The sequence below is a fragment of the Streptomyces sp. NBC_00490 genome (assembly GCF_036013645.1).
In the GTDB taxonomy this organism is placed as follows: Bacteria; Actinomycetota; Actinomycetes; order Streptomycetales; family Streptomycetaceae; genus Streptomyces; species Streptomyces canus_F.
In genome coordinates this window covers 6100490-6120967 of record NZ_CP107869.1, presented here as the reverse complement: position 1 = coordinate 6120967, position 20478 = coordinate 6100490, and the positions used below count along the sequence as shown (strand labels likewise).

General features: G+C 66.2%; 27 protein-coding genes. All 27 read right to left on the bottom strand.

Annotated features, from left to right (window positions below; all coding sequences use genetic code 11):
- Nucleotides 1-249: 249 nt before the first annotated feature.
- The 27 genes from map to OG381_RS27875 all read right to left on the bottom strand — a co-directional run bounded on the left by map (nt 250) and on the right by OG381_RS27875 (nt 19930).
- On the bottom strand, nt 250-1086 hold the full coding sequence (gene map, locus OG381_RS28005) for a type I methionyl aminopeptidase (RefSeq protein ID WP_266888952.1): 837 nt from the start codon (nt 1084-1086) through the stop codon (nt 250-252).
- A gap of 98 nt (nt 1087-1184) precedes the next feature.
- Nucleotides 1185-1847: an adenylate kinase gene (locus OG381_RS28000; protein WP_046263517.1), complete on the bottom strand. Its 663-nt coding sequence runs from the start codon at nt 1845-1847 to the stop codon at nt 1185-1187.
- The gene (gene secY / locus OG381_RS27995) at nt 1847-3160 is read right to left on the bottom strand and encodes a preprotein translocase subunit SecY (RefSeq protein WP_327718819.1); all 1314 of its coding nucleotides are present in this window, start codon (nt 3158-3160) and stop codon (nt 1847-1849) included. Before secY ends, OG381_RS28000 begins: the two co-directional genes overlap by 1 nt.
- Before the next feature lie 244 nt (nt 3161-3404).
- Nucleotides 3405-3860: a 50S ribosomal protein L15 gene (gene rplO, locus OG381_RS27990; RefSeq protein WP_020941680.1), complete on the bottom strand. Its 456-nt coding sequence runs from the start codon at nt 3858-3860 to the stop codon at nt 3405-3407.
- A gap of 2 nt (nt 3861-3862) precedes the next feature.
- Nucleotides 3863-4045 carry a 50S ribosomal protein L30 gene (gene rpmD, locus OG381_RS27985; protein WP_005481207.1) on the bottom strand — a complete coding sequence of 61 codons (183 nt, stop codon included), beginning with the start codon at nt 4043-4045 and terminating at the stop codon, nt 3863-3865.
- Nucleotides 4045-4653: a 30S ribosomal protein S5 gene (gene rpsE, locus OG381_RS27980; RefSeq protein ID WP_013001409.1), complete on the bottom strand. Its 609-nt coding sequence runs from the start codon at nt 4651-4653 to the stop codon at nt 4045-4047. Before rpsE ends, rpmD begins: the two co-directional genes overlap by 1 nt.
- A gap of 41 nt (nt 4654-4694) precedes the next feature.
- On the bottom strand, nt 4695-5078 hold the full coding sequence (gene rplR / locus OG381_RS27975; RefSeq protein WP_046263520.1) for a 50S ribosomal protein L18: 384 nt from the start codon (nt 5076-5078) through the stop codon (nt 4695-4697).
- A gap of 3 nt (nt 5079-5081) precedes the next feature.
- Nucleotides 5082-5621: a 50S ribosomal protein L6 gene (gene rplF / locus OG381_RS27970; RefSeq protein WP_307027057.1), complete on the bottom strand. Its 540-nt coding sequence runs from the start codon at nt 5619-5621 to the stop codon at nt 5082-5084.
- 21 nt (nt 5622-5642) lie between these two features.
- On the bottom strand, nt 5643-6041 hold the full coding sequence (gene rpsH, locus OG381_RS27965; protein WP_013001411.1) for a 30S ribosomal protein S8: 399 nt from the start codon (nt 6039-6041) through the stop codon (nt 5643-5645).
- Nucleotides 6042-6254: 213 nt separating this feature from the next.
- Nucleotides 6255-6440 (bottom strand): type Z 30S ribosomal protein S14, encoded by a 186-nt coding sequence (locus OG381_RS27960; protein ID WP_003948630.1) that lies wholly within the window; start codon nt 6438-6440, stop codon nt 6255-6257.
- A gap of 5 nt (nt 6441-6445) precedes the next feature.
- The gene (gene rplE / locus OG381_RS27955; RefSeq protein ID WP_003974255.1) at nt 6446-7003 is read right to left on the bottom strand and encodes a 50S ribosomal protein L5; all 558 of its coding nucleotides are present in this window, start codon (nt 7001-7003) and stop codon (nt 6446-6448) included.
- On the bottom strand, nt 7003-7326 hold the full coding sequence (gene rplX, locus OG381_RS27950; RefSeq protein ID WP_046263522.1) for a 50S ribosomal protein L24: 324 nt from the start codon (nt 7324-7326) through the stop codon (nt 7003-7005). The genes rplE and rplX overlap by 1 nt, the downstream gene beginning before the upstream one ends.
- A gap of 2 nt (nt 7327-7328) precedes the next feature.
- Complete coding sequence (gene rplN, locus OG381_RS27945; protein ID WP_003992364.1) at nt 7329-7697, bottom strand: 50S ribosomal protein L14; 369 nt, start codon at nt 7695-7697, stop codon at nt 7329-7331.
- A gap of 100 nt (nt 7698-7797) precedes the next feature.
- Nucleotides 7798-8085, bottom strand: coding sequence for a 30S ribosomal protein S17 (rpsQ, locus tag OG381_RS27940; protein WP_046263523.1), 288 nt, complete (start codon nt 8083-8085; stop codon nt 7798-7800).
- On the bottom strand, nt 8085-8309 hold the full coding sequence (gene rpmC / locus OG381_RS27935; protein ID WP_005481220.1) for a 50S ribosomal protein L29: 225 nt from the start codon (nt 8307-8309) through the stop codon (nt 8085-8087). The genes rpsQ and rpmC overlap by 1 nt, the downstream gene beginning before the upstream one ends.
- Entirely contained in the window at nt 8309-8728 is a 420-nt protein-coding gene (gene rplP / locus OG381_RS27930; protein WP_006140905.1) for a 50S ribosomal protein L16, read from the bottom strand. Before rplP ends, rpmC begins: the two co-directional genes overlap by 1 nt.
- 5 nt (nt 8729-8733) lie before the next feature.
- Nucleotides 8734-9570 (bottom strand): 30S ribosomal protein S3, encoded by an 837-nt coding sequence (rpsC, locus tag OG381_RS27925; RefSeq protein WP_171143557.1) that lies wholly within the window; start codon nt 9568-9570, stop codon nt 8734-8736.
- On the bottom strand, nt 9570-9917 hold the full coding sequence (rplV, locus tag OG381_RS27920) for a 50S ribosomal protein L22 (protein ID WP_030619142.1): 348 nt from the start codon (nt 9915-9917) through the stop codon (nt 9570-9572). The genes rpsC and rplV overlap by 1 nt, the downstream gene beginning before the upstream one ends.
- A 44-nt stretch (nt 9918-9961) precedes the next feature.
- Nucleotides 9962-10243 carry a 30S ribosomal protein S19 gene (gene rpsS, locus OG381_RS27915; protein WP_003992359.1) on the bottom strand — a complete coding sequence of 94 codons (282 nt, stop codon included), beginning with the start codon at nt 10241-10243 and terminating at the stop codon, nt 9962-9964.
- A gap of 12 nt (nt 10244-10255) precedes the next feature.
- Nucleotides 10256-11092 carry a 50S ribosomal protein L2 gene (gene rplB / locus OG381_RS27910; RefSeq protein ID WP_030046376.1) on the bottom strand — a complete coding sequence of 279 codons (837 nt, stop codon included), beginning with the start codon at nt 11090-11092 and terminating at the stop codon, nt 10256-10258.
- Nucleotides 11093-11132: 40 nt separating this feature from the next.
- Nucleotides 11133-11552 carry a 50S ribosomal protein L23 gene (rplW, locus tag OG381_RS27905; protein WP_266823222.1) on the bottom strand — a complete coding sequence of 140 codons (420 nt, stop codon included), beginning with the start codon at nt 11550-11552 and terminating at the stop codon, nt 11133-11135.
- A complete protein-coding gene (gene rplD / locus OG381_RS27900; RefSeq protein WP_307027064.1) occupies nt 11552-12208 on the bottom strand; it encodes a 50S ribosomal protein L4 in 657 nt (218 codons plus the stop codon). The genes rplW and rplD overlap by 1 nt, the downstream gene beginning before the upstream one ends.
- Nucleotides 12209-12215: 7 nt before the next feature.
- Nucleotides 12216-12860, bottom strand: coding sequence for a 50S ribosomal protein L3 (rplC, locus tag OG381_RS27895; protein WP_020135811.1), 645 nt, complete (start codon nt 12858-12860; stop codon nt 12216-12218).
- 17 nt (nt 12861-12877) lie between these two features.
- Nucleotides 12878-13186 carry a 30S ribosomal protein S10 gene (gene rpsJ / locus OG381_RS27890; RefSeq protein ID WP_003948644.1) on the bottom strand — a complete coding sequence of 103 codons (309 nt, stop codon included), beginning with the start codon at nt 13184-13186 and terminating at the stop codon, nt 12878-12880.
- A 1040-nt stretch (nt 13187-14226) separates the two neighbouring features.
- Nucleotides 14227-14610 carry a hypothetical protein gene (locus OG381_RS27885; RefSeq protein WP_327718816.1) on the bottom strand — a complete coding sequence of 128 codons (384 nt, stop codon included), beginning with the start codon at nt 14608-14610 and terminating at the stop codon, nt 14227-14229.
- Complete coding sequence (locus tag OG381_RS27880; RefSeq protein ID WP_327718815.1) at nt 14603-15355, bottom strand: hypothetical protein; 753 nt, start codon at nt 15353-15355, stop codon at nt 14603-14605. The genes OG381_RS27885 and OG381_RS27880 overlap by 8 nt, the downstream gene beginning before the upstream one ends.
- Before the next feature lie 12 nt (nt 15356-15367).
- Nucleotides 15368-19930, bottom strand: a complete 4563-nt coding sequence (locus tag OG381_RS27875; RefSeq protein ID WP_327718814.1) for a DUF6531 domain-containing protein — start codon at nt 19928-19930, stop codon at nt 15368-15370.
- Between the last annotated feature and the right edge of the window lie 548 nt (nt 19931-20478).

Genomic DNA, 20478 nt, shown 5'->3' with positions numbered 1-20478 from the left:
CTTCGCCCTTCGAATCGACTACCTTGATCGACTCTGCGCGAGCGCATGCAGACATGCGGGTGCACGAGAGCCGACGAGTCAGTCTACGTCAGCACACCCGGAAAGACGAATCGAGGAAGAATGCCCGGGAGGGGAGATCTTTAAGCACGCGGGGGCAAGAGCGCCCCGTCAGGGGCGCGAGGAACTGCGCGATCAGCCACGACTCACCCGCAGTCGCGCGACGACAGAACCGCCCTCCCCGCTAGGCGCTCAGGCCAGCGGATCCGGAGCGGCGACAACCCCGTACTCGGCCAACTTCGCCTTACCCCCGTCGGGAGCCGTGAGCACCAGCGGACCGTCCACGGTCAACGCGACAGAGTGCTCCCAGTGCGAGGACCACGTGCCGTCGGTCGTGATGACGGTCCAGTCGTCGGAGAGGACCTCGGTCCTGGGCGTCCCCAGCGACACCATCGGCTCGATCGCGAGGCAGAACCCGGGAACCAGCTTCGGCCCCTTCCCCCGCCGCCGGTCGACGTAGTTCAGCAGATGCGGGTCCATGTGCATCTCGGTACCGATGCCATGGCCGCCGTAGTCCTCGATGATCCCGTAGCGCCCGCCGCCGGCCTTCGGCTGCCGGCGGATGTACGTCTCGATGGCCTTCGATACGTCCACCAGCCGGTTGCCCTGCTTCATCGCGGCGATACCGGCCCACATGGACTCTTCCGTCACCCGGGACAGTTCGAGGAGCTCCGGAGCGTGACCGGACCCCACGAAGGCCGTGTAGGCCGCGTCTCCGTGCCAGCCGTCGACGATCGCGCCGCAGTCGATGGAGATGATGTCGCCGTCCGCCAGGACCACGTCCTCGGACGGGATGCCATGGACCACGACCTCGTTCACGGAGGTGCAGATCGTCGCCGGGAAACCGCCGTACCCCAGGAAGTTCGACTTCGCCCCGTGCTCGGCGAGCACCTTGCGCGCGACCTCGTCCAGGTCCTTCGTGGACGCCCCTGGCACAGCGGCCTCCCGCGTGGCCGCGTGGATGGCGGCGACGACCAGTCCCGCCTCACGCATCTTGGCGATCTGCTCGGGGGTCTTGATCTGCACCATGGGGGGCCTGCGCTCTCCGTCACTCGCTGGTTCGGTTACCTACACAACAGTACGGCCGTGCAGTCCCTCGGGACTCCACGGCCGTACCAGGACGACGACTACTGGTCGTCGCCCTCACGCTTCAGTCCGGCCAGCGCACGAGTGGTGACCTCGTCCACCGGACCCATGGCCTCGATCGTCACGACCAGGCCCTGCGACTTGTAGTAGTCGATGATCGGCTCGGTCTGCGTGTGGTAGACCTCGAGCCGCGTGCGGACGGTGGCCTCGGAGTCGTCGTCCCGCTGGTACAGCTCGCCGCCGCAGACGTCGCAGACGCCTTCCTTGGCCGGCTTCTTGTACGTCACGTGGAAGACGTGCGAGGAGTCGTTACGGCAGATGCGCCGACCGGCGATCCGCTTGACGACCTCCTCCTCGGGGGCCTCCAGATCCAGCACCGCGTCCAGCTTGATGCCCTCGGTGGTGAGCAGCTCGTCCAACGCCTCGGCCTGTGAGACGTTCCGCGGGAAGCCGTCCAGCAGGAAGCCGTTCACGGCGTCCGGCTGTTCCATACGGTCCTTCGCCATCGCGATGGTGACCTCGTCGGGGACGAGATTGCCGGCGTCCATGTAGGACTTCGCGAGTTTGCCAAGGTCCGTCTGCTGGCTGATGTTGGCGCGGAACAGGTCGCCCGTGGAGATGTGCGGGACACGCAGTTTCTCGGCGAGGCGCGTGGCCTGCGTTCCCTTTCCGGCGCCAGGCGGCCCGACGAGGACGATTCGCATCAGCGGAGGAACCCTTCGTAATTGCGCTGCTGGAGCTGGCTCTCGATCTGCTTCACCGTCTCAAGACCCACACCCACGATGATCAGGATGCTGGTCCCGCCGAACGGGAAGTTCTGGTTTGCCCCGAAACCAACCAACGCCATCGTCGGGACGAGAGCAATCAGACCCAAGTACAGCGAACCCGGCCAGGTGATCCGGTTGAGTACGTAGGAGAGGTACTCAGCGGTCGGTCGGCCAGCCCGGATGCCCGGGATGAAGCCACCATACTTCTTCATGTTGTCGGCGACTTCCTCGGGGTTGAAGGAGATCGCGACGTAGAAGAAGGCGAAGAAAACGATCAGCAAGAAGTACATGGTGATGTAAATCGGGTGGTCGCCCTTGGTCAGATTCTGCGTGACCCAGGTCTTCCAGCCGGAGTCGCTGCTCGAGAACTGCGCGATGAGAGCCGGGATGTACAGCAGTGACGACGCGAAGATGACGGGAATCACACCCGCCTGGTTCACCTTCAGCGGGATGTAGGTGGACGTCCCGCCGTAGGCGCGGCGGCCGATCATCCGCTTCGCGTACTGAACCGGGATACGGCGCTGAGCCTGCTCGACGAAGACCACCAGACCGACCATGACCAGGCCGACCGCGACGACGGTGCCGAACTCGATCCAGCCGTCGGCCAGGGTGCCCTGCTTCTTGATGGCCCACAGCGCCGACGGGAAGGTGGCGGCGATCGAGATGAACATCAGGATCGACATGCCGTTGCCGATACCGCGGTCGGTGATGAGCTCACCGAGCCACATCACGACGGCCGTACCGGCGGTCATGGTGATGACCATGACGATCGTGGAGAAGATCGAGCGGTCCGGGACGATGGACGACGCGGCGGTGCAGCCGGAGAACAGCGCACCGCTGCGGGCGGTGGCGACGAGGCCCGTGCCCTGAAGGATGGCGAGCGCCACGGTCAGGTAGCGGGTGTACTGCGTGATCTTCGCGGTACCTGCCTGACCCTCCTTCTTGAGGGCTTCCAGGCGCGGGATGACCACGGTCAGCAGCTGAAGGATGATGCTCGCCGTGATGTACGGCATGATCCCGAGCGCGAAGATGGTGATCTGCAGCAGCGCTCCGCCGCTGAACATGTTGACCAGACCGAAGAGGCCCTGGTTCGCGGACGCCTCGTCGACGCACTGCTGAACGGACTTGTAGTCGACGCCGGGGATCGGAACGTGGGTACCCACTCGGTACACCACGATGATGCCCAGCGTGAAGAGCAGCTTCTTGCGCAGGTCGGGCGTCTTGAACGCCCGGGCGAACGCGGTGAGCACGGTGCCTCCTGCGACCCCCGCGCTACTGCGTCAAGGGTGACGGTCTTGAGGTTCGACGGATACAGACGAATACGTAACGGCCAACTGCCGCTCAAGGTGCCCCAGGTGAAGCACCCTGTGAAAGTTGGCAGTGCAGGCCACCTTACCGGCGAGACTGCCACCCTAGGAACGACCAACCGGGGATACCCCATTTGTGGGGTATCCCCGGTCGGGATCGCTCAAGTCATCGAGACGCCTGAGGTGTTCAGACGAGCTCGGTGACGGTGCCGCCGGCCGCGGTGATCTTCTCCTTGGCGGAGCCGGAGACGGCGTCGACCGTCACCTGCAGCGCCACGGTGATCTCTCCCTGACCGAGGACCTTGACGAGGCTGTTCTTGCGAACGGCCCCCTTGGCCACCAGACCCTCGACGGTGACCTCGCCACCCTCGGGGTAGAGGGCGGCCAGCTTGTCGAGGTTCACGACCTGGAACTCGACCTTGAACGGGTTCTTGAAGCCCTTGAGCTTCGGAAGACGCATGTGGAGGGGCATCTGCCCACCCTCGAAGCGCTCCGGAACCTGGTAACGGGCCTTCGTGCCCTTGGTACCACGACCGGCCGTCTTACCCTTCGACGCCTCACCACGACCCACACGGGTCTTGGCGGTCTTGGCGCCCGGGGCGGGACGGAGGTTGTGGATCTTGAGCGGGTTGTTCTCCGCCATGATCAGTCGACCTCCTCGACCGTCACGAGGTGGCGGACGGTGTGCACCATGCCGCGGAACTCGGGACGATCCTCCTTGACGACCTGCGTGTTGATGCCCTTGAGACCAAGGGAACGCAGGGTGTCACGGTGGTTCTGCTTGCTGCCGATGTACGACTTCGTCTGCGTGATCTTGAGCTGTGCCATTACGCAGCACCAGCCCCGGCACGCGCACGCAGCAGAGCCGCGGGAGCGACGTCCTCGAGGGGCAGACCACGGCGAGCCGCGATCTCCTCGGGACGCTGCAGACCCTTGAGGGCCTCCACGGTCGCGTGCACGATGTTGATCGCGTTCGACGAGCCGAGCGACTTCGACAGGATGTCGTGAACGCCGGCGCACTCGAGCACGGCACGCACCGGGCCACCGGCGATAACGCCGGTACCGGGGGAAGCAGGCTTGAGCAGGACGACGCCCGCGGCCTTCTCGCCCGTGATCGGGTGCGGGATGGTGCCCTGGATACGGGGGACCTTGAAGAAGTGCTTCTTGGCCTCTTCAACACCCTTGGCGATCGCGGCCGGCACCTCCTTGGCCTTGCCGTAACCGACACCGACGGTGCCATCGCCATCGCCCACTACGACGAGCGCAGTGAAGCTGAAGCGACGACCACCCTTCACAACCTTGGCGACACGGTTGATCGCGACAACGCGCTCAACGTAAGCGGTCTTCTCGGCGGCAGCTGCGCCGCCGTCACGGCCCTTCCGGTCCCGCCGCTCGCCGCCACCGGCACCGCCACCGCGGCGCTGGGGTCCAGCCATTGGAATTACCTCTCTCTGTTTCCGCTAGCTACGGAAGCGGCTCAGAACTTGAGCCCGGCTTCGCGGGCGGCGTCCGCCAGGGCGGCAATGCGCCCGGCGTACTGGTTGCCACCACGGTCGAATACGACAGCCTCGACGCCCGCAGCCTTGGCGCGCTCGGCGACCAGGGCGCCGACCGACTTCGCCTGCGCGGACTTGTCGCCCTCGGCACCGCGGATCGAGGTGTCCAGGGTCGACGCCGACGCCAGGGTGTGACCCTTGATGTCGTCGATGACCTGGGCCACGATGTGGCGGTTCGAGCGCGTCACAACGAGACGCGGCCGCTCAGCCGTACCCGAGATGTGCTTGCGGATACGAATGTGACGGCGCTTGATCGCGGCGCGCTTGTAGGCGTCGCCCTTAAGGATCTTCTGTCCGTATGCCATGGCTTACTTACCCGCCTTTCCGACCTTGCGGCGGATGACTTCGCCCTCGTACTTGACGCCCTTGGCCTTGTACGGGTCGGGCTTGCGCAGCTTGCGGATGTTGGCCGCAACCTCGCCGACCTTCTGCTTGTCGATGCCCTCGACCGAGAAACGGGTCGGGTTCTCAACCTTGAAGGTGATGCCCTCGGGGGCTTCGACGGTGATCGGGTGGCTGTAGCCCAGAGCGAACTCGAGGTTCGATCCCTTGGCCGTAACGCGGTAACCGACACCGCTGATCTCGAGCTTCTTCACGTAACCCTGGGTCACGCCGGTGATCATGTTCGCCACCAGCGTGCGGGACAGGCCGTGCAGGGCCTTGCTCTGACGCTCGTCGTTGGGGCGGGTGACGTTCAGGACGCCGTCCTCACCCTTGGCGATCTCGATCGGCGAAACGACGGTGTGGCTCAGGGATCCCTTGGGGCCCTTCACCGAGACCGTCTGGCCGTCGATGGTGACGTCCACGCCGGCGGGAACCGTGATGGGGAGCTTGCCAATACGCGACATAGCTTCTTCCGTTCCCTTCCGCTACCAGACGTAGGCGAGAACTTCTCCGCCTACGCCCTTCTTGCCGGCCTGCTTGTCGGTGAGGAGCCCGTGGGACGTGGAGATGATCGCCACGCCGAGGCCACCCAGCACCTTGGGCAGGGAGGTGGACTTCGCGTAAACCCGGAGACCGGGCTTGGAGATCCGCTTGATGCCCGCGATGGAGCGCTCACGGTTCGGGCCGAACTTCAGCTCGAGGACGAGGTTCTTGCCGACCTCGGCGTCCTCGACCTTCCAGCCCGTGATGAAGCCCTCCTGCTGGAGGATCTCCGCGATGTGAGACTTGATCTTGGACGCCGGCATCGTCACAGAGTCGTGGTACGCCGAGTTCGCGTTCCGCAGACGCGTAAGCATGTCTGCGATCGGATCAGTCATGGTCATGAATTGGCCTTCGGCCTCTCTCGCCGGGGTTTCCTGGTGCGCCATCCCTCTCCTCGATCCGAGACGAGGCGGGTGCGGTGCGGTGGACCTACGGCGTAGTAAGTCGTACGGGCTACCGTCAGGCGCCCAACCCTCCTAGCCTAAGCCATGGAGAGCAGGGCGCCTGACACGCCCAGTGCTTACCGAGAGCCCTTGGAGTCCCTAAAGGGGGGACTACCAGGAGCTCTTGGTCACGCCCGGCAGCTCGCCACGGTGAGCCATCTCACGAAGGCACACGCGGCACAGGCCGAACTTGCGGTACACGGAGTGCGGACGGCCGCAGCGCTGGCAGCGCGTGTAGCCACGAACACCGAACTTGGGCTTGCGAGCAGCCTTGGCAATCAGAGCCTTCTTCGCCATCTCGCTCACGCCTCCTTGAAGGGGAAGCCGAGGTGACGAAGGAGAGCGCGGCCCTCAGCGTCGTTGGTCGCCGTGGTCACCACGGTGATGTCCATACCCCGGGTACGGTCGATCTTGTCCTGGTCGATCTCGTGGAACATGACCTGCTCCGTGAGACCGAAGGTGTAGTTGCCACGGCCGTCGAACTGCTTGGGGGACAGACCACGGAAGTCGCGGATGCGCGGAAGCGCGAGCGACAGGGTGCGGTCCAGGAACTCCCACATGCGGTCGCCACGGAGCGTGACGTGGGCACCGATCGGCTGACCCTCGCGCAGCTTGAACTGCGCGATGGACTTGCGGGCCTTGGTGACGGCCGGCTTCTGACCGGTGATCGTGGTGAGGTCGCGGATGGCGCCCTCGATCAGCTTGGAGTCGCGGGCGGCGTCGCCCACACCCATGTTGACCACGATCTTGACGAGGCCGGGGATCTGCATGACGTTCTCGTAGGAGAACTCCTCACGCAGCTTGCCCGCGATCTCCTCGCGGTACTTCGTCTTGAGACGCGGAGTCGTGGTGGTAGCCATCAGATGTCCTCACCAGTCCGCTTGGCAACGCGAACCTTGTTGCCCTCGTCGTCGAAGCGGTAACCGACACGCGTGACGACCTTGTTGCCGTCCTTCTCAACGACCAGCTGGACGTTGGAGACGTGGATCGGCGCCTCGGTCGTGACGATGCCACCGGCCTGCGAACCCTTGGCGGTCGGGCCGGCCTTGGTGTGCTTCTTGACCCGGTTGACACCCTCGACCAGGACGCGCTCGTCGCTCGGGTAAGCGGCAATGACCTTGCCCTGCTTGCCCTTGTCCTTACCGGTGATGACCTGAACCAGGTCGCCCTTCTTGATCTTCATGCTTACAGCACCTCCGGCGCGAGCGAGATGATCTTCATGAACTTCTTCTCGCGCAGCTCCCGGCCGACCGGGCCGAAGATACGGGTGCCACGAGGGTCGCCGTCGTTCTTGAGAATGACAGCGGCGTTCTCGTCGAAGCGGATGTACGAGCCGTCGGGACGGCGGCGCTCCTTGACGGTGCGAACGATGACCGCCTTGATGACGTCACCCTTCTTCACGTTGCCGCCGGGGATCGCGTCCTTGACGGTGGCGACGATGACGTCACCGATGCCCGCGTAGCGGCGACCGGAGCCACCGAGCACACGGATGCAAAGGATTTCCTTCGCACCAGTGTTGTCGGCGACACGCAGTCGCGACTCCTGCTGGATCACGTCTATCTCCTGTTTGTCTGCCGGTTCCCGGCAGGGGTTCCGTGACGGAACCCCTGCCGAGCCTGGCGGAACTGACCTGCGGGATTACCCCCGCAGGAAATTACTTGGCCTTCTCGAGGATCTCGACGATGCGCCAGCGCTTGGTCGCCGACAGCGGGCGGGTCTCCGCGAGGAGGACCCGGTCGCCGACGCCGGCAGCGTTCTGCTCGTCGTGCGCCTTGAGCTTGTTGGTACGGCGGATGACCTTGCCGTACAGCGCGTGCTTGACGCGGTCCTCGACGGCGACGACGACGGTCTTGTCCATCTTGTCGCTGACGACGAGACCCTCACGGGTCTTGCGGAAGCCGCGGGCCTCTGCAGTCTGCTCAGTCACGTTGCTCTCACTCATCAGGCGCTCTCCACCGTCTCGATGCCCAGCTCGCGCTCACGCATCAGGGTGTAGATCCGCGCGATGTCCTTACGGACGGCCTTCAGCCGACCGTGGTTCTCGAGCTGACCCGTCGCCGCCTGGAAGCGGAGGTTGAACAGCTCTTCCTTGGCTTCGCGGAGCTTGTTGAGAAGCTCCTCGTCACCCAGTTCGCGCAGCTCGGACGCCTTGGTACCGGCCGACATCACGCTTCACCTGCCTCGCGCTTGACGATCCGGCACTTCATCGGCAGCTTGTGGGCTGCGCGAGTCAGGGCCTCACGGGCGATCTTCTCGTTGGGGTAGGACAGTTCGAACATGACCCGGCCCGGGTGCACGTTCGCGATCCACCACTCGGGAGAACCCTTACCGGAACCCATGCGGGTCTCGGCAGGCTTCTTCGTGAGCGGGCGGTCCGGGTAGATGTTGATCCAGACCTTGCCACCACGCTTGATGTGGCGGGTCATCGCGATACGGGCCGCCTCGATCTGGCGGTTGGTCACGTACGCCGGCGTGAGGGCCTGAATGCCGTACTCGCCGAACGAGACCGTCGTACCGCCCTTGGCCTGACCACGGCGCTTCGGGTGGTGCTGCTTGCGGTGCTTGACCCTACGGGGGATCAGCATGTCGGTCAGGCCTCCGTTCCGGTGCTCTCAGCCGGAGCGGCAGCCGCCGGAGCCTCGGCCTTGGGGGCCTCGGCAGCGGGAGCCTGCTGCGGCTTACGACCGCGACCGCCACGCTCGCCACCACGGCCACCACGGGCCGGGCGGTCGGCGCCGCCGCCACCACGGGCCGGGCGGTTGCCGGCGCGGGCTGCGGCGTTCTCGGCGCGGACCTCGGCGATGTTCTTGACATCGCCCTTGTAGATCCAGACCTTCACACCGATGCGGCCGAAGGTCGTCTTGGCCTCGAAGAAGCCATAGTCCACGTTCGCGCGGAGCGTGTGCAGGGGCACACGGCCCTCGCGGTAGAACTCCGAGCGGGACATCTCGGCGCCACCGAGGCGGCCGCCGCACTGGATCTTGATGCCCTTGGCGCCGGCCTTCATGGCGGACTGCATGCTCTTACGCATGGCCCGACGGAAGGAGACGCGGGAGGAGAGCTGCTCGGCAACGGCCTGAGCAACCAGCTGAGCGTCCGTCTCGGGGTTCTTGACCTCGAGGATGTTCAGCTGGACCTGCTTGCCCGTGAGCTTCTCGAGGTCACCGCGGATGCGGTCGGCCTCGGCGCCACGGCGGCCGATGACGATGCCCGGACGCGCGGTGTGGATGTCCACACGCACACGGTCACGGGTGCGCTCGATCTCCACCTTCGAGATGCCGGCGCGCTCCATGCCGGACGTCATCATCCGACGGATGGCGACGTCTTCCTTGACGTAGTCCTTGTACAGCTTGTCGGCGTACCACCGGGACTTGAAGTCCGTGGTGACACCGAGCCGGAACCCGTGCGGGTTTACCTTCTGGCCCATTACCGGGTTCCTTCCTTGCTGCTGACGACCACGGTGATGTGGCTGGTCCGCTTGCGGATCCGGTAGGCACGGCCCTGGGCGCGCGGACGGAACCGCTTCAGGGTCGGACCCTCGTCGACGTACGCCTCGGAGATGACGAGGCTGTCGGCGTCGGTGTGGTCGTAGTTGTGCGCGGCGTTGGCGATGGCGCTGTCGAGCACCTTGCCGACCGGCACTGAGGCTGCCTGCGGAGCGAATCGCAGAACAGCCTGAGCCTCCGTGGCATCCATGCCACGGATAAGGTCCACCACGCGGCGGGCCTTCATGGGCGTAACGCGGATGTACCGCGCCTGGGCCCTGGCTTCCATGGTTGTCCCTCTCAGTTACTTACGTGTCTGAATGCGATCCGCTACTAGCGGCGCTTCGACTTCCGGTCGTCCTTGACGTGACCCCGGAAGGTACGAGTCGGCGAGAACTCGCCGAGCTTGTGACCGACCATCGACTCGGTGACGAACACCGGGATGTGGGTCTTGCCGTTGTGCACCGCGAGCGTGTGGCCGAGCATGGCCGGCACGATCATGGAGCGACGGGACCAGGTCTTGATGACGTTCTTGGTGCCAGCTTCGTTCTGGGCGTCCACCTTCTTGATCAGGTGGTCGTCGACGAAGGGCCCCTTCTTGAGACTCCGCGGCATCTAAACCCGCTCCTAGCGCTTCTTGTTCGTCTTGCGGCGGCGGACGATGTACTTGTTCGAAGCCTTCTTCGGCGAACGAGTACGACCCTCCTTCTGACCCCACGGGGAGACCGGGTGGCGACCACCGGAGGTCTTGCCCTCACCACCACCGTGCGGGTGGTCAACCGGGTTCATCGCCACACCGCGAACGGTCGGGCGAACGCCCAGCCAGCGCTTACGGCCGGCCTTGCCCCAGTTGATGTTGCTCTGCTCGGCGTTGCCGACCTCGCCGACGGTGGCGCGGCAGCGCACGTCGACCAGGCGGATCTCACCGGAAGGCATGCGGAGGTGGGCCATCTGGCCCTCCTTCGCGAGCAGCTGCACCGAGGCACCGGCGGAGCGGGCGAACTTGGCGCCGCCACCGGGACGGAGCTCGATCGCGTGGATCGTGGTACCGACTGGGATGTTGCGGAGCGCCAGGTTGTTGCCCGGCTTGATGTCGGCCCCGGGACCGTTCTCGACGCGGTCACCCTGCTGCAGGTTGCGGGGGGCGAGGATGTAGCGCTTCTCGCCGTCCGCGTAGTGCAGCAGCGCGATGCGCGCGGTGCGGTTGGGGTCGTACTCGATGTGCGCGACCTTCGCCGGCACGCCGTCCTTGTCGTGACGACGGAAGTCGATCACTCGGTAGGCGCGCTTGTGGCCACCGCCCTGGTGGCGGACGGTCACACGACCGGAATTGTTACGGCCGCCCTTGCTGTGCAGGGGGCGAACCAGCGACTTCTCCGGCGTGGACCGCGTGACCTCGACGAAGTCGGCGACGCTGGAGCCGCGACGGCCCGGCGTAGTCGGCTTGTACTTGCGGATTCCCATTTCTCAGTCCTCGTCCGATATCGGACGATCCAGACCGCCCTTAGGCGGTCGGACCGCCGAAGATGTCGATACGGTCGCCCTCAGCAAGGGTCACGATCGCGCGCTTGGTGCCGGCACGCTGGCCGAAACCGGTGCGGGTCCGCTTGCGCTTGCCCTGGCGGTTGATCGTGTTGACCCCGGTGACCTTGACCGAGAAGACCGCCTGGACGGCCTGCTTGATCTGGGTCTTGTTGGCGTTGGGGTCGACGATGAACGTGTACTTGTTCTCGTCGAGGAGCGCGTAGCTCTTCTCCGACACGACCGGCTTCAGCAGCACGTCACGGGGGTCCGTGTACGCCTTGCTGGGCGCGGTGACGACGGTGTTCTTGCCCTCGGCCTCGTGGCGACGCGCCTTGGCGACGCGCGCGGCCTTGGCGGCCTTCGCAGCCTTGGAGGCAATGCTCGGGTGACGCGTAGCCATCAGGCCTCGCTCCCTTCGGTGTCGTTGGCCTGCGGGCCGGCGACGAAGGACTCGAAAGCGGCCTGGGTGAAGACCACGTCGTCCGAGACGATCACGTCGTACGTGTTCAGCTGGCCCGGCTCCAGGATGTGCACCTGGGGCAGGTTGCGGGCGGACAGCCACGCGGCCTCGTCGGCGCGGTCGACGACCAGGAGCAGGTTCTTGCGCTCCGAGATCTTGCCGAACAGCGTGCGAGCGGCCTTCGTGGACGGGGAGTCGCCCTCGATCACGCCGGTGACGACGTGGATGCGGTTGTTGCGGGCCCGGTCGGTGAGGGCGTGGCGCAGGGCCGCGGCCTTCATCTTCTTCGGGGTCCGCTGCGAGTAGTCACGCGGCTGCGGGCCGTGGACGACGCCACCGCCGGCGAACTGCGGGGCGCGGGTCGAGCCCTGACGGGCGCGGCCGGTGCCCTTCTGGCGGTACGGCTTCTTGCCGCCACCACGGACTTCACCGCGACGCTTGGTCTTGTGCGTGCCCTGGCGGGCAGCCGCGTTCTGCGCAACGACGACCTGGTGGATCAGCGGGATGCTGATCTTCTCCACGCCGAAGATCTCCGCGGGGAGTTCGACGCTTCCGGTCTTCTCGCCGGCAGGCGAAAGGATGTCAACAGTGCTCATCGGTACCTCAGGCCCCCTTGGCCGCGGTGCGGACCAGGACGAGGCCGCCGTTCGGACCGGGGACAGCGCCCTTGATGAGCAGCAGACCCTTCTCCGCGTCAACGGCGTGGACGGTCAGGTTCTGGGTGGTGACCCGCTCGTTGCCCATGCGACCCGCCATGCGGAGGCCCTTGAACACGCGGCCCGGGGTGGCGCAGCCACCGATGGAACCGGGCGAGCGGTGCTTGCGCTGGGTGCCGTGTCCGGCGCCGAGGCCCTTGAAGTTGTGACGCTTCATGACACCGGCGAAGCCCTTGCCCTTGCTCTTGCCGGTCACGTCGACCTTGATGCCGGCCTCGAACACCTCAGCGGTGATCTCCTGGCCGAGGGTGTACTCGCTGGCGTCAGCGGTACGGATCTCGACGAGGTGGCGGCGGGGAGTGACGTCGGCCTTGGCGAAGTGGCCCTTGAGGGGCTTGTTCACCTTGCGCGGGTCGATCTCGCCGAACGCGATCTGGACGGACTCGTAGCCGTCGACGTCGTTCGTGCGGACCTGGGTGACGACATTGGGGCCGGCCTTGACGACGGTGACGGGAACAACGCGGTTGTTCTCGTCCCACACCTGCGTCATGCCGAGCTTCTCGCCCAGGATGCCCTTGATCTGCTTAGCCATTCTCAGATCACCGATCCCTAGAGCTTGATCTCGATGTCGACACCGGCCGGGAGGTCGAGTCGCATCAAAGAGTCAACGGTCTTGGGCGTCGGGTCGAGAATGTCGATCAGGCGCTTGTGCGTGCGCATCTCGAAGTGCTCGCGCGAGTCCTTGTACTTGTGCGGCGACTTGATGACGCAGTACACGTTCTTCTCAGTGGGCAGCGGCACCGGGCCCGCGACCGACGCACCAGTACGCGTCACCGTCTCGACGATCTTCTTCGCCGAGCTGTCGATGACCTCGTGGTCGTAGGCCTTGAGCCGGATGCGGATCTTCTGTCCCGCCATGGCTACTCAGTAGTCCTTTGTCTCGTTTAACGCTCTGGAACCCGGTGTTCCTGTCTTCCGCTCTCCGACCCACGCGGTCGGGTGTGTCGCGCTCGTACTGACACAGAGGCCCCTTGTTCGAGCACTCCTTGTCTGGGAGCACGGCCCTTCCGGAACCGCAAGCCGAGGACGAAAGGTCCACCGGGTGCCTGGCCTGTGCCGTACCTTGCTTCCCGAAAGATTCCCGTACGTCCGCCCCAGCGCTGCCACAAGGCAGTTAGGGCGACGAGTACTGTGGGACTCGCTTCCGGTCCTCCCGGCGGGAGGCGCGCAGCATCAACACTCGACCGAGCAACTCGGACAGTCTGCCATATGGGGCAGGCGACTGGCCAATCGAGCCGGAGACAATACCCCGAGAGTGACGCAGGTCAAACGCGGGCGGCTTCCCGGTCGGGCGATTCCCTGCGGTTTCGCACTTCCCTCGCCGCAGGACCAGCTCTTTGCGGTCTTGATCAGGGCCCGTACGCCGGGAGGTCTCACGTGGCGGCGTGGAGGTTCGCGTTCGCGCTCCCACACCCGATGCGGGGATTGTCGTAGCGCATCTTCAGGTTGCGGCGGCGGTGTCGAAGGCGTGGCCCGGTGCGCTGAATCCCTCGACGGAGACGAGAGGCCGACCTTCCTGGAGCAGCTCCCCGCTCATCCTCGCGCGCGAAGGAGAGCACCGCGCGGGTCAGGTCCTCACCGCAGGCGTCCCGGGTGTCCATCTCGGACAGACGAGCCCGAGTATGTCCTCCACCTCGTGGAGAAGGTCGTCGACTGCGTGGACCTGCGCCGGTCCTCGAACGCCGACAGGTCATCCGCCAGCAGCCCGGCGACGCGACTGCTGAAGACCGGAGCTCCTGGACCCACTCGGCTCCGAACGGCTCCGGCAGGTCTTCCGGCGCCCCGGTGCGCAGCCGGCGGATCAGCCCGCGGCGGGGCGTACTCGTCCAGGGAGAGGGTCCGGAACTCGGTCATGCTCGGCAGCGGTCGATACACGGCGAGGAGACCCCGGCGGTGTCCTACGCACCCCACGGGCACTCCCGTGCCGTGTCCCACCGCACCCAGGACAGCCCCTCGCTCCACCCCGGGCGACCGGACGCCCAACCGAGCAGAACCGGGAGGGCGATCTCCTCGCCTCCCTGGTCCGACGGCAAGGGCACGTCGGCACGATAGTGCGTTGCGGCGCTCCCCTGCCGGTACTCGATCACCATGGTGAGGTCGTCGTTGAGCGCGAGCTGCAGGTAGTGCCGGCCGACTTCGGCCTCCGGTACGTCGAGCCGGTCCAGGACCAGGAACCGGCGGCGCAGGTTGAGCCCTGCGTAGAGCCGTTGGATCTGGTCCTCGGACGGGTCGTCCCAGGTTTCGCCGTCCTCGTCCGAGACACGTAGTCGTGGCTCAGTCATGCAGGGACTTCTCCGCGAAGGCCAGCAGGTCGGCGAGTTCGACCGGACGCGGTGCGGCGCTCTCGGACTCCTCCAGCAGGGTCCACGTTCGTTCCGCGTCCCATTCGGCCCGGAAGATCTGCCCGCGGAAGTTCTCGAACCGGACGAAACTTCCCGGAGCGCCCTCGAGCAGCTTGATCTCCCGCTGCAGTGTCTTCGGTAGTGCGAGAATTCCGTCCGGTCCGTTCGTCCCGCCCTTGGTCACCGTGTTGTCGTACCAAAGCCTGAGGAAGGGCACAGACTTTCGGCCGAGGTCGGCCGGGGAGAGGAACCTGATGAAACTCTCCCGGGCATCTTCGAGGGAATAACGGTCCGAGCTCGCGAATTCACACGCATATCCGGGAAACACGGCCCATGTGACCTGCTGAAGTTCGGGCTGCTGCACCTCGTGATACCGATGCACGCCGGGACGTGCCGCCGCGACGACGTCAAAATCCCGGCCGGGGTGACTGAATCCGGGCAGCACGCCGAGCAGCGTGCCGTCGGCCAGCAGCCGGGAGCTGTTCTCACGTGCGGTCACGAGCAGCGCACGCACGAGGTCTTCGTCGTACGTGTCACGGGCGTTCACCTGGAAGAGGTGTCGACCGTCCGCACTCAGGGCCGCAGCGAAGTCCAGCCCCTGGACGGGCGACCAGTGCCAGGCATCGGAGATTCCTGGAAACTCCTCAACCCCCGGAAAACCCGCCACGACGGCAGCCGGATCCATGTCTTCCTCCCTTTAAGCGCCTCTGCACGAATAGTTCGGGCCGGTGTCCTGGCGGTAATTCGGAGCACGCTGGCCATCACGGCCGTTGTCGGCCCTGGTCATCGGCTCCATATCAGTCGTGTCATTGTACCAAGTCGAGCGCTCCGCATAATCGGTGTTATATCCCGTTTCATTCCAGTGCTCGACCACACGCGGTTTGTGGTCGTAGGTGAGGATGTCGGAATCCCCGGGAATGATTTCGCCCGCGTTGTTGCGCCAGGTGAGCTGGTCCCTGGGAATCCGGTTGCCGCTCGCGTCGAGCGGCCATCCGCCCGCGGCCCGCCCCTCGTCCGTGAAGCGCGTGACCATGTCCTCGTGCGTCTCGATGTCGTAGCCGTGCGGGTATTCCGAGGAACGGTTGTGCCGCGTTTCCGGAGCGTCCGGATCCCGCACCCACCGGCCCCCCGCACCGCGCATCCGCTCCAGACCGAGCGGGTCGATGAACGAGAAGGGGTGAGGAACGTACCCGTAGTGATTCGGCTGCGGAGCGATGCCCAGCGGGTCGGGGGTGAAGTAGCGGGCGTTGTCCGGGTCGTAGTAGCGCGCGTAGTTGTAGTGCAGGCCGGTCTCGGCGTCGGCGTACTGTCCCGGGAACCGCAGCGGGCAATCCACCGTCGTGTCCGACATCCCTGCGGATGAGTCCTGCGCCCGTTCCCTCCCCCACAGCTCCGTCCGCCGGTGCCAGGCCAGCTCTCCCGAGGTGTCGACGAGTTCGGTCGGTGTTCCCACCGTGTCCGTCACGACCCCGTGGAACCGGACCCCGTCGGCATCCCGGTGGATCTGTGTCAGCGGGCGATGAGTGCCGGAGAAGTAGTCCCAGGCCGTCGCCCCACCATCCTTGGTGACCTGTTCGGCGACCCGGGTGCCGTCCCAGGTGAACCGGGTCTCCTCGATCACCTCGCCGCCGGGGCCCAGCCGCGCCTTGGCCGAGCGGCGGCCGGTGGGGTCGTACCGGTACCGCCACCGGTCGCCCTCCGGCGTGACGGTCGCCGTGAGCCGGTCCTGTGCGTCCCAGGCGAAGGAGGCGACCCGCTTCTGCCCGTTGAGCAGCCGCTTCACCGTCCGGACGGGGCGCCCCTGCCCGTCGTACTCGTACGTCGTCCGGCCGGACCGCACAAGCCTCGTACCTGTGTATTCACGCACCGTCGGCCCATCGCCGACGGAGGGCCCGGTCGACTCACGGACGTTGCCGAGGACGTCGTACGCATAACTCTCGGTCCAGCTATGGGCGCGGACCGCCGTGACACGTCCAGCCGGGTCGAGGTCGAACGTGCGCCGACCTGTGGTGAGTTCGGTGATCTCCGACAGCAGGCCGTCCGGACGGTAGGCGTACGACCGCTCCTGGAGAAGGGTCTCGTCGGACCCGTGGGTGCCGCGTACCTGCTGTCCGGTCAGGCGGCCCATGGCGTCCCATGCCTGGGTGAGCGTCGCGAAGGCTCCGAACGCCCGGGACAGCTCCCTCCCCAGGGCGTCGTAGGCGAAGGTCACCGTGTGCCCTGCCGCATCCAGCGACGCCGGGCGCCCTGCGGCGTCGTACGTCCAGGTCGAGACCGTCCCGCTGGGGGTGCGGCGCTCGGTACGGCGCCCGAGGACGTCGTAGGCGTAGGTCGTCTCGGCGCCGTCGAGGACCTCCCGCACCAGGCGCCCGGCGGCGTTGTAGGAGCTCTCCAGCGTGCTCTCGGGGCTCACGGCCCGCAGCAGACGTCCCGCGGGGTCGTAGGTGAAGCGCGTCTCGTGATCGCCTGTGCGCTGTTCGACCGCTCGGCCCAGCACGTCCCGGACGAAGACGATCTCCTCGCCCGAGCCATTGGTGCGGGCGATCAGGCGGCCCGCCTCGTCATAGCTGTAGGTGAGCGTGCGTCCCTCGAAGTCCGTTTCGGAGCACAGGCGGTTGGTCGCGTCGTAGACGTACTCCCAGCTCCGGCCCTGCGGGTTTGTCACTCGGGTGAGGTTCACCTCGGTGTCGTAGGTGAAGCGGTACTCGATGCCGGAGCGGTCGACGCGGCTGCTGGGCTGGTGGAAGTGTCCCGTCGTGACGGCGGATCGGCTGCCGGTCCTGTCGACGTGCGCGACGGGGTTGCCCTCCCCGTCCCACTCCCAGCTCTCCCGGCTGCCGTCGGCGGCGATACGCCACGCCGGCGCTCCCTCGACGGTCCAGCCCATGTGCTCCACGCCGCCCGCCGCGTTGACGACCCTGATGATGCGGCCGAACGCATCGCGTTCGGCTGTGGTCGTGTGACCGAGGGCGTCGGTCTCCCCGACCGAGAGCCCCGCCGCGTTGCACTCGGTACGGATCACGTGGCCGAGTGCGTCGGTCACCGCTGTGGGGCGCCCCTGCTCGTCGTAGCTGTAGTGGCGTGGGTTACCCGCCGGGTCGACGATCCTCAGGCGGTTGCCCCGTTCGTCGAACGTCTGCTGCCAGACGGCTCCATCGGCCTCGACCACCCGGGTCGGCAGATCAAGTTCGTCGTACTCCGCGGTGGTCCGGTGTCCGTCGGGACGGACGATGGTGACGAGGTTGCCACGTGCGTCGTACTCGAACGTGGTGGTGCGGCCCAACGCGTCGGTGCGGCAGACCAGTTGGTTGTACCGATTCCATTCGGTCCGGATCGTGCGGCCCAGCGCGTCGATGAATTCCGTTCGCTGGAGCAGGTCGTTGTAACGGTGGAGCGTGCTGTGACCGAGCGAGTTGGTGTACCGCGTCTCGCGAGCGTCCGTGTCGTACCTGATGGTGCAGCTGAGGAAGCCGTCGGCTCCTTCGCCTCGTACGCAACGGTCGTGCTCGTCGTAGGCGTAGCGGTACCAGGACCCGTTGCGGTCCGTCCACGAGGTGATGCGTTCCCGGTCGTCGTAGGTCAGCCGGTACGGCAGACCGCTCGAGTTGTAGATCTCCGAGAGATTGCCGTCGGGGCTGTAGCCGAAGCGGACGAGAGTGACGCCCTCGGGGCCGGCATCGGGATCACGCAGGCGCAGTCGCGTGATGCGCTCGCCTTCGGTGTCGACGTGTAGGTGATATCCGCCGGAGTGACGTACGCCGGTGGGGGTGCCGTGCGCATCCCGGTCGATCACGATGTGATGGCCGTTGCGGTCGGACAGAGCAACGAGAGGCAGCGTGAAGGCCTCCGCGCCGACGGGCTGCTCCTGCGGTGCCGCGAAGTGTCGCGTCCACCCCGTGAGGGGATCCGTGATCCGCAGCGGAGCGCCCGGCCCGCCGTCCCAGTCGAGGGGGCGGCGCGGCCCCTCGAGAGGCAGGACCGAGGTACCCGGTGCCGGGACGGAGTAGACGAGCACCATCCCGTCCTCCGCGGCGAAGAGAACCCCCTCACCGTCGAGTTCCAGGCGTTCGTCCAACGTCGACGCCCAAGAGGGGCCGAACCATTGTCCCGAGGCATAGGTCGACACATGGGTACGCCGCAGAATCAACGGAAGCAGGCCGGGCAGCTCGACATCGGTGTGCTCCATGAGCATCTCGCCGGAGACCATGTCGATGGGATCGCCGTTCTTGCAACGGCCCTCCATGGGCTTGCTCTTGGACAGAGCGTCGTCGGCCTCCCGACGCAGTCCGTTCCTGAGCCCCTTGGCCATACCCTTGAGCCCGGCTTTGCCCAGCGACTTCGCGCCCTTGGCGAGCCCACCGAGTGTGGTGATGCCCTTGCCGCCGGGTATGCAGTCCAGCGCGGCGAAGGCGACGTCCATCAAGCCGGCTTGGCCCTTGGAGTATTTGTAGAGCGTGTCCGCGAGCACCACGAGCGCCGCGATCAGCAGGATCGCGCCGAGGATCGGACCACCGATGATCATCGCGACGATACCGACGACCGCGACGACGACCTTGCAGACGGTGACGATGTTGTCCCAGTTGTCGGTGAACCAGTCCCCGACCTCTTCCCACCAGGACCGGTTCTGGATCCCGGCGTCGGAAGCCTCGTCGATCTTCGTCTTGGCCTCGCGGGCGGCGTCCTCACGCATCTTGCGGGCGTCGGCGGCCATCTTCTTCGCCGCGTCCAGGGCATCCTGCGCACTGTCGACGTCCGACTGGGCGCTGCTCTGCGCGGACTTGGCGTGCTGGGCATCCCGGGTGGCGGCCCTGACCTTGGACTCGTCGGGCTTGTCCGCATCGGACTTGCTGCCGGTGGGATCGTCCTTGTACTTGTCGGCTTCCTTGCTCGCCCGGGTCACCCACGAATCGGCCGAGGAAAGACGGGATTTGGCCGAGGACAGATTCGCCTGCGCCTCACGCGCCTTGGCGAGCGCCTTGTCAGCAAGGGCCTGGGCACGCTCCAGCTTCGGCCAGAAATCCGCGAGCGCGTTCCCGCACAACTCGTAGGACTTCTTCAGCTTCTTCAGGTTCTTCGGAACCCCGCCGAACTCGTCCTTGAAGACCTCCGCCGACTTGCCGGCCCACTGCAGCAGGGTGTCCTCGTCCGACATGCCCTTCACGAGGCGGAGCGCGTCGGAGACGTCGTCGGCGAAGTCATGCAGCGTCCTGGCCAGACTCCGGACCCGGTCCGGATCCCCCGGCGTCGGATCCTTGTCCAAGTCGAGGACGTGCCAATCCGCCGGCCGATGCCCCGCCATACCGCAACCCCCGTCGCACGCGCACCGTCAACAACCGTATGCACACGTGAACTTACCTGGTACGGCCGTTCGAGAAAAAACCCAGCCTGTGAACGGACTCAGCCCGCCTGCCACGCATTCCGACAACCGCGTGAACGACGTGTCCAACCCCCGCTTCGACACCCTCGCCACCAGCCGCTCCACCAACCGATGGACCACCCAACTGAGCAGCACAAACCCGCCGATCACCACCACGACCAGCACCCGGGCGTCCACGGCATCCTGGAGCCGATTGATCACCGTCGTCCGGCGACTCAGTGCATGAGATAGAGCGGATACGTCACCGCCCCCGCCGTCACCAGCTTCCCCCGCACCGGATCAGCCGCCGCGAGCGCGATCGCGACCATCACCAGCAGGAACACGGTGAAGAAGCACGACCACCATCAGGGCGGCGACGAGGCGGAGACCGTCCATGGCGTGGAGGCGGCGGTCGGGACGTTTCCGGGCCCCGGGGGGCAGGTCTCTGGCGG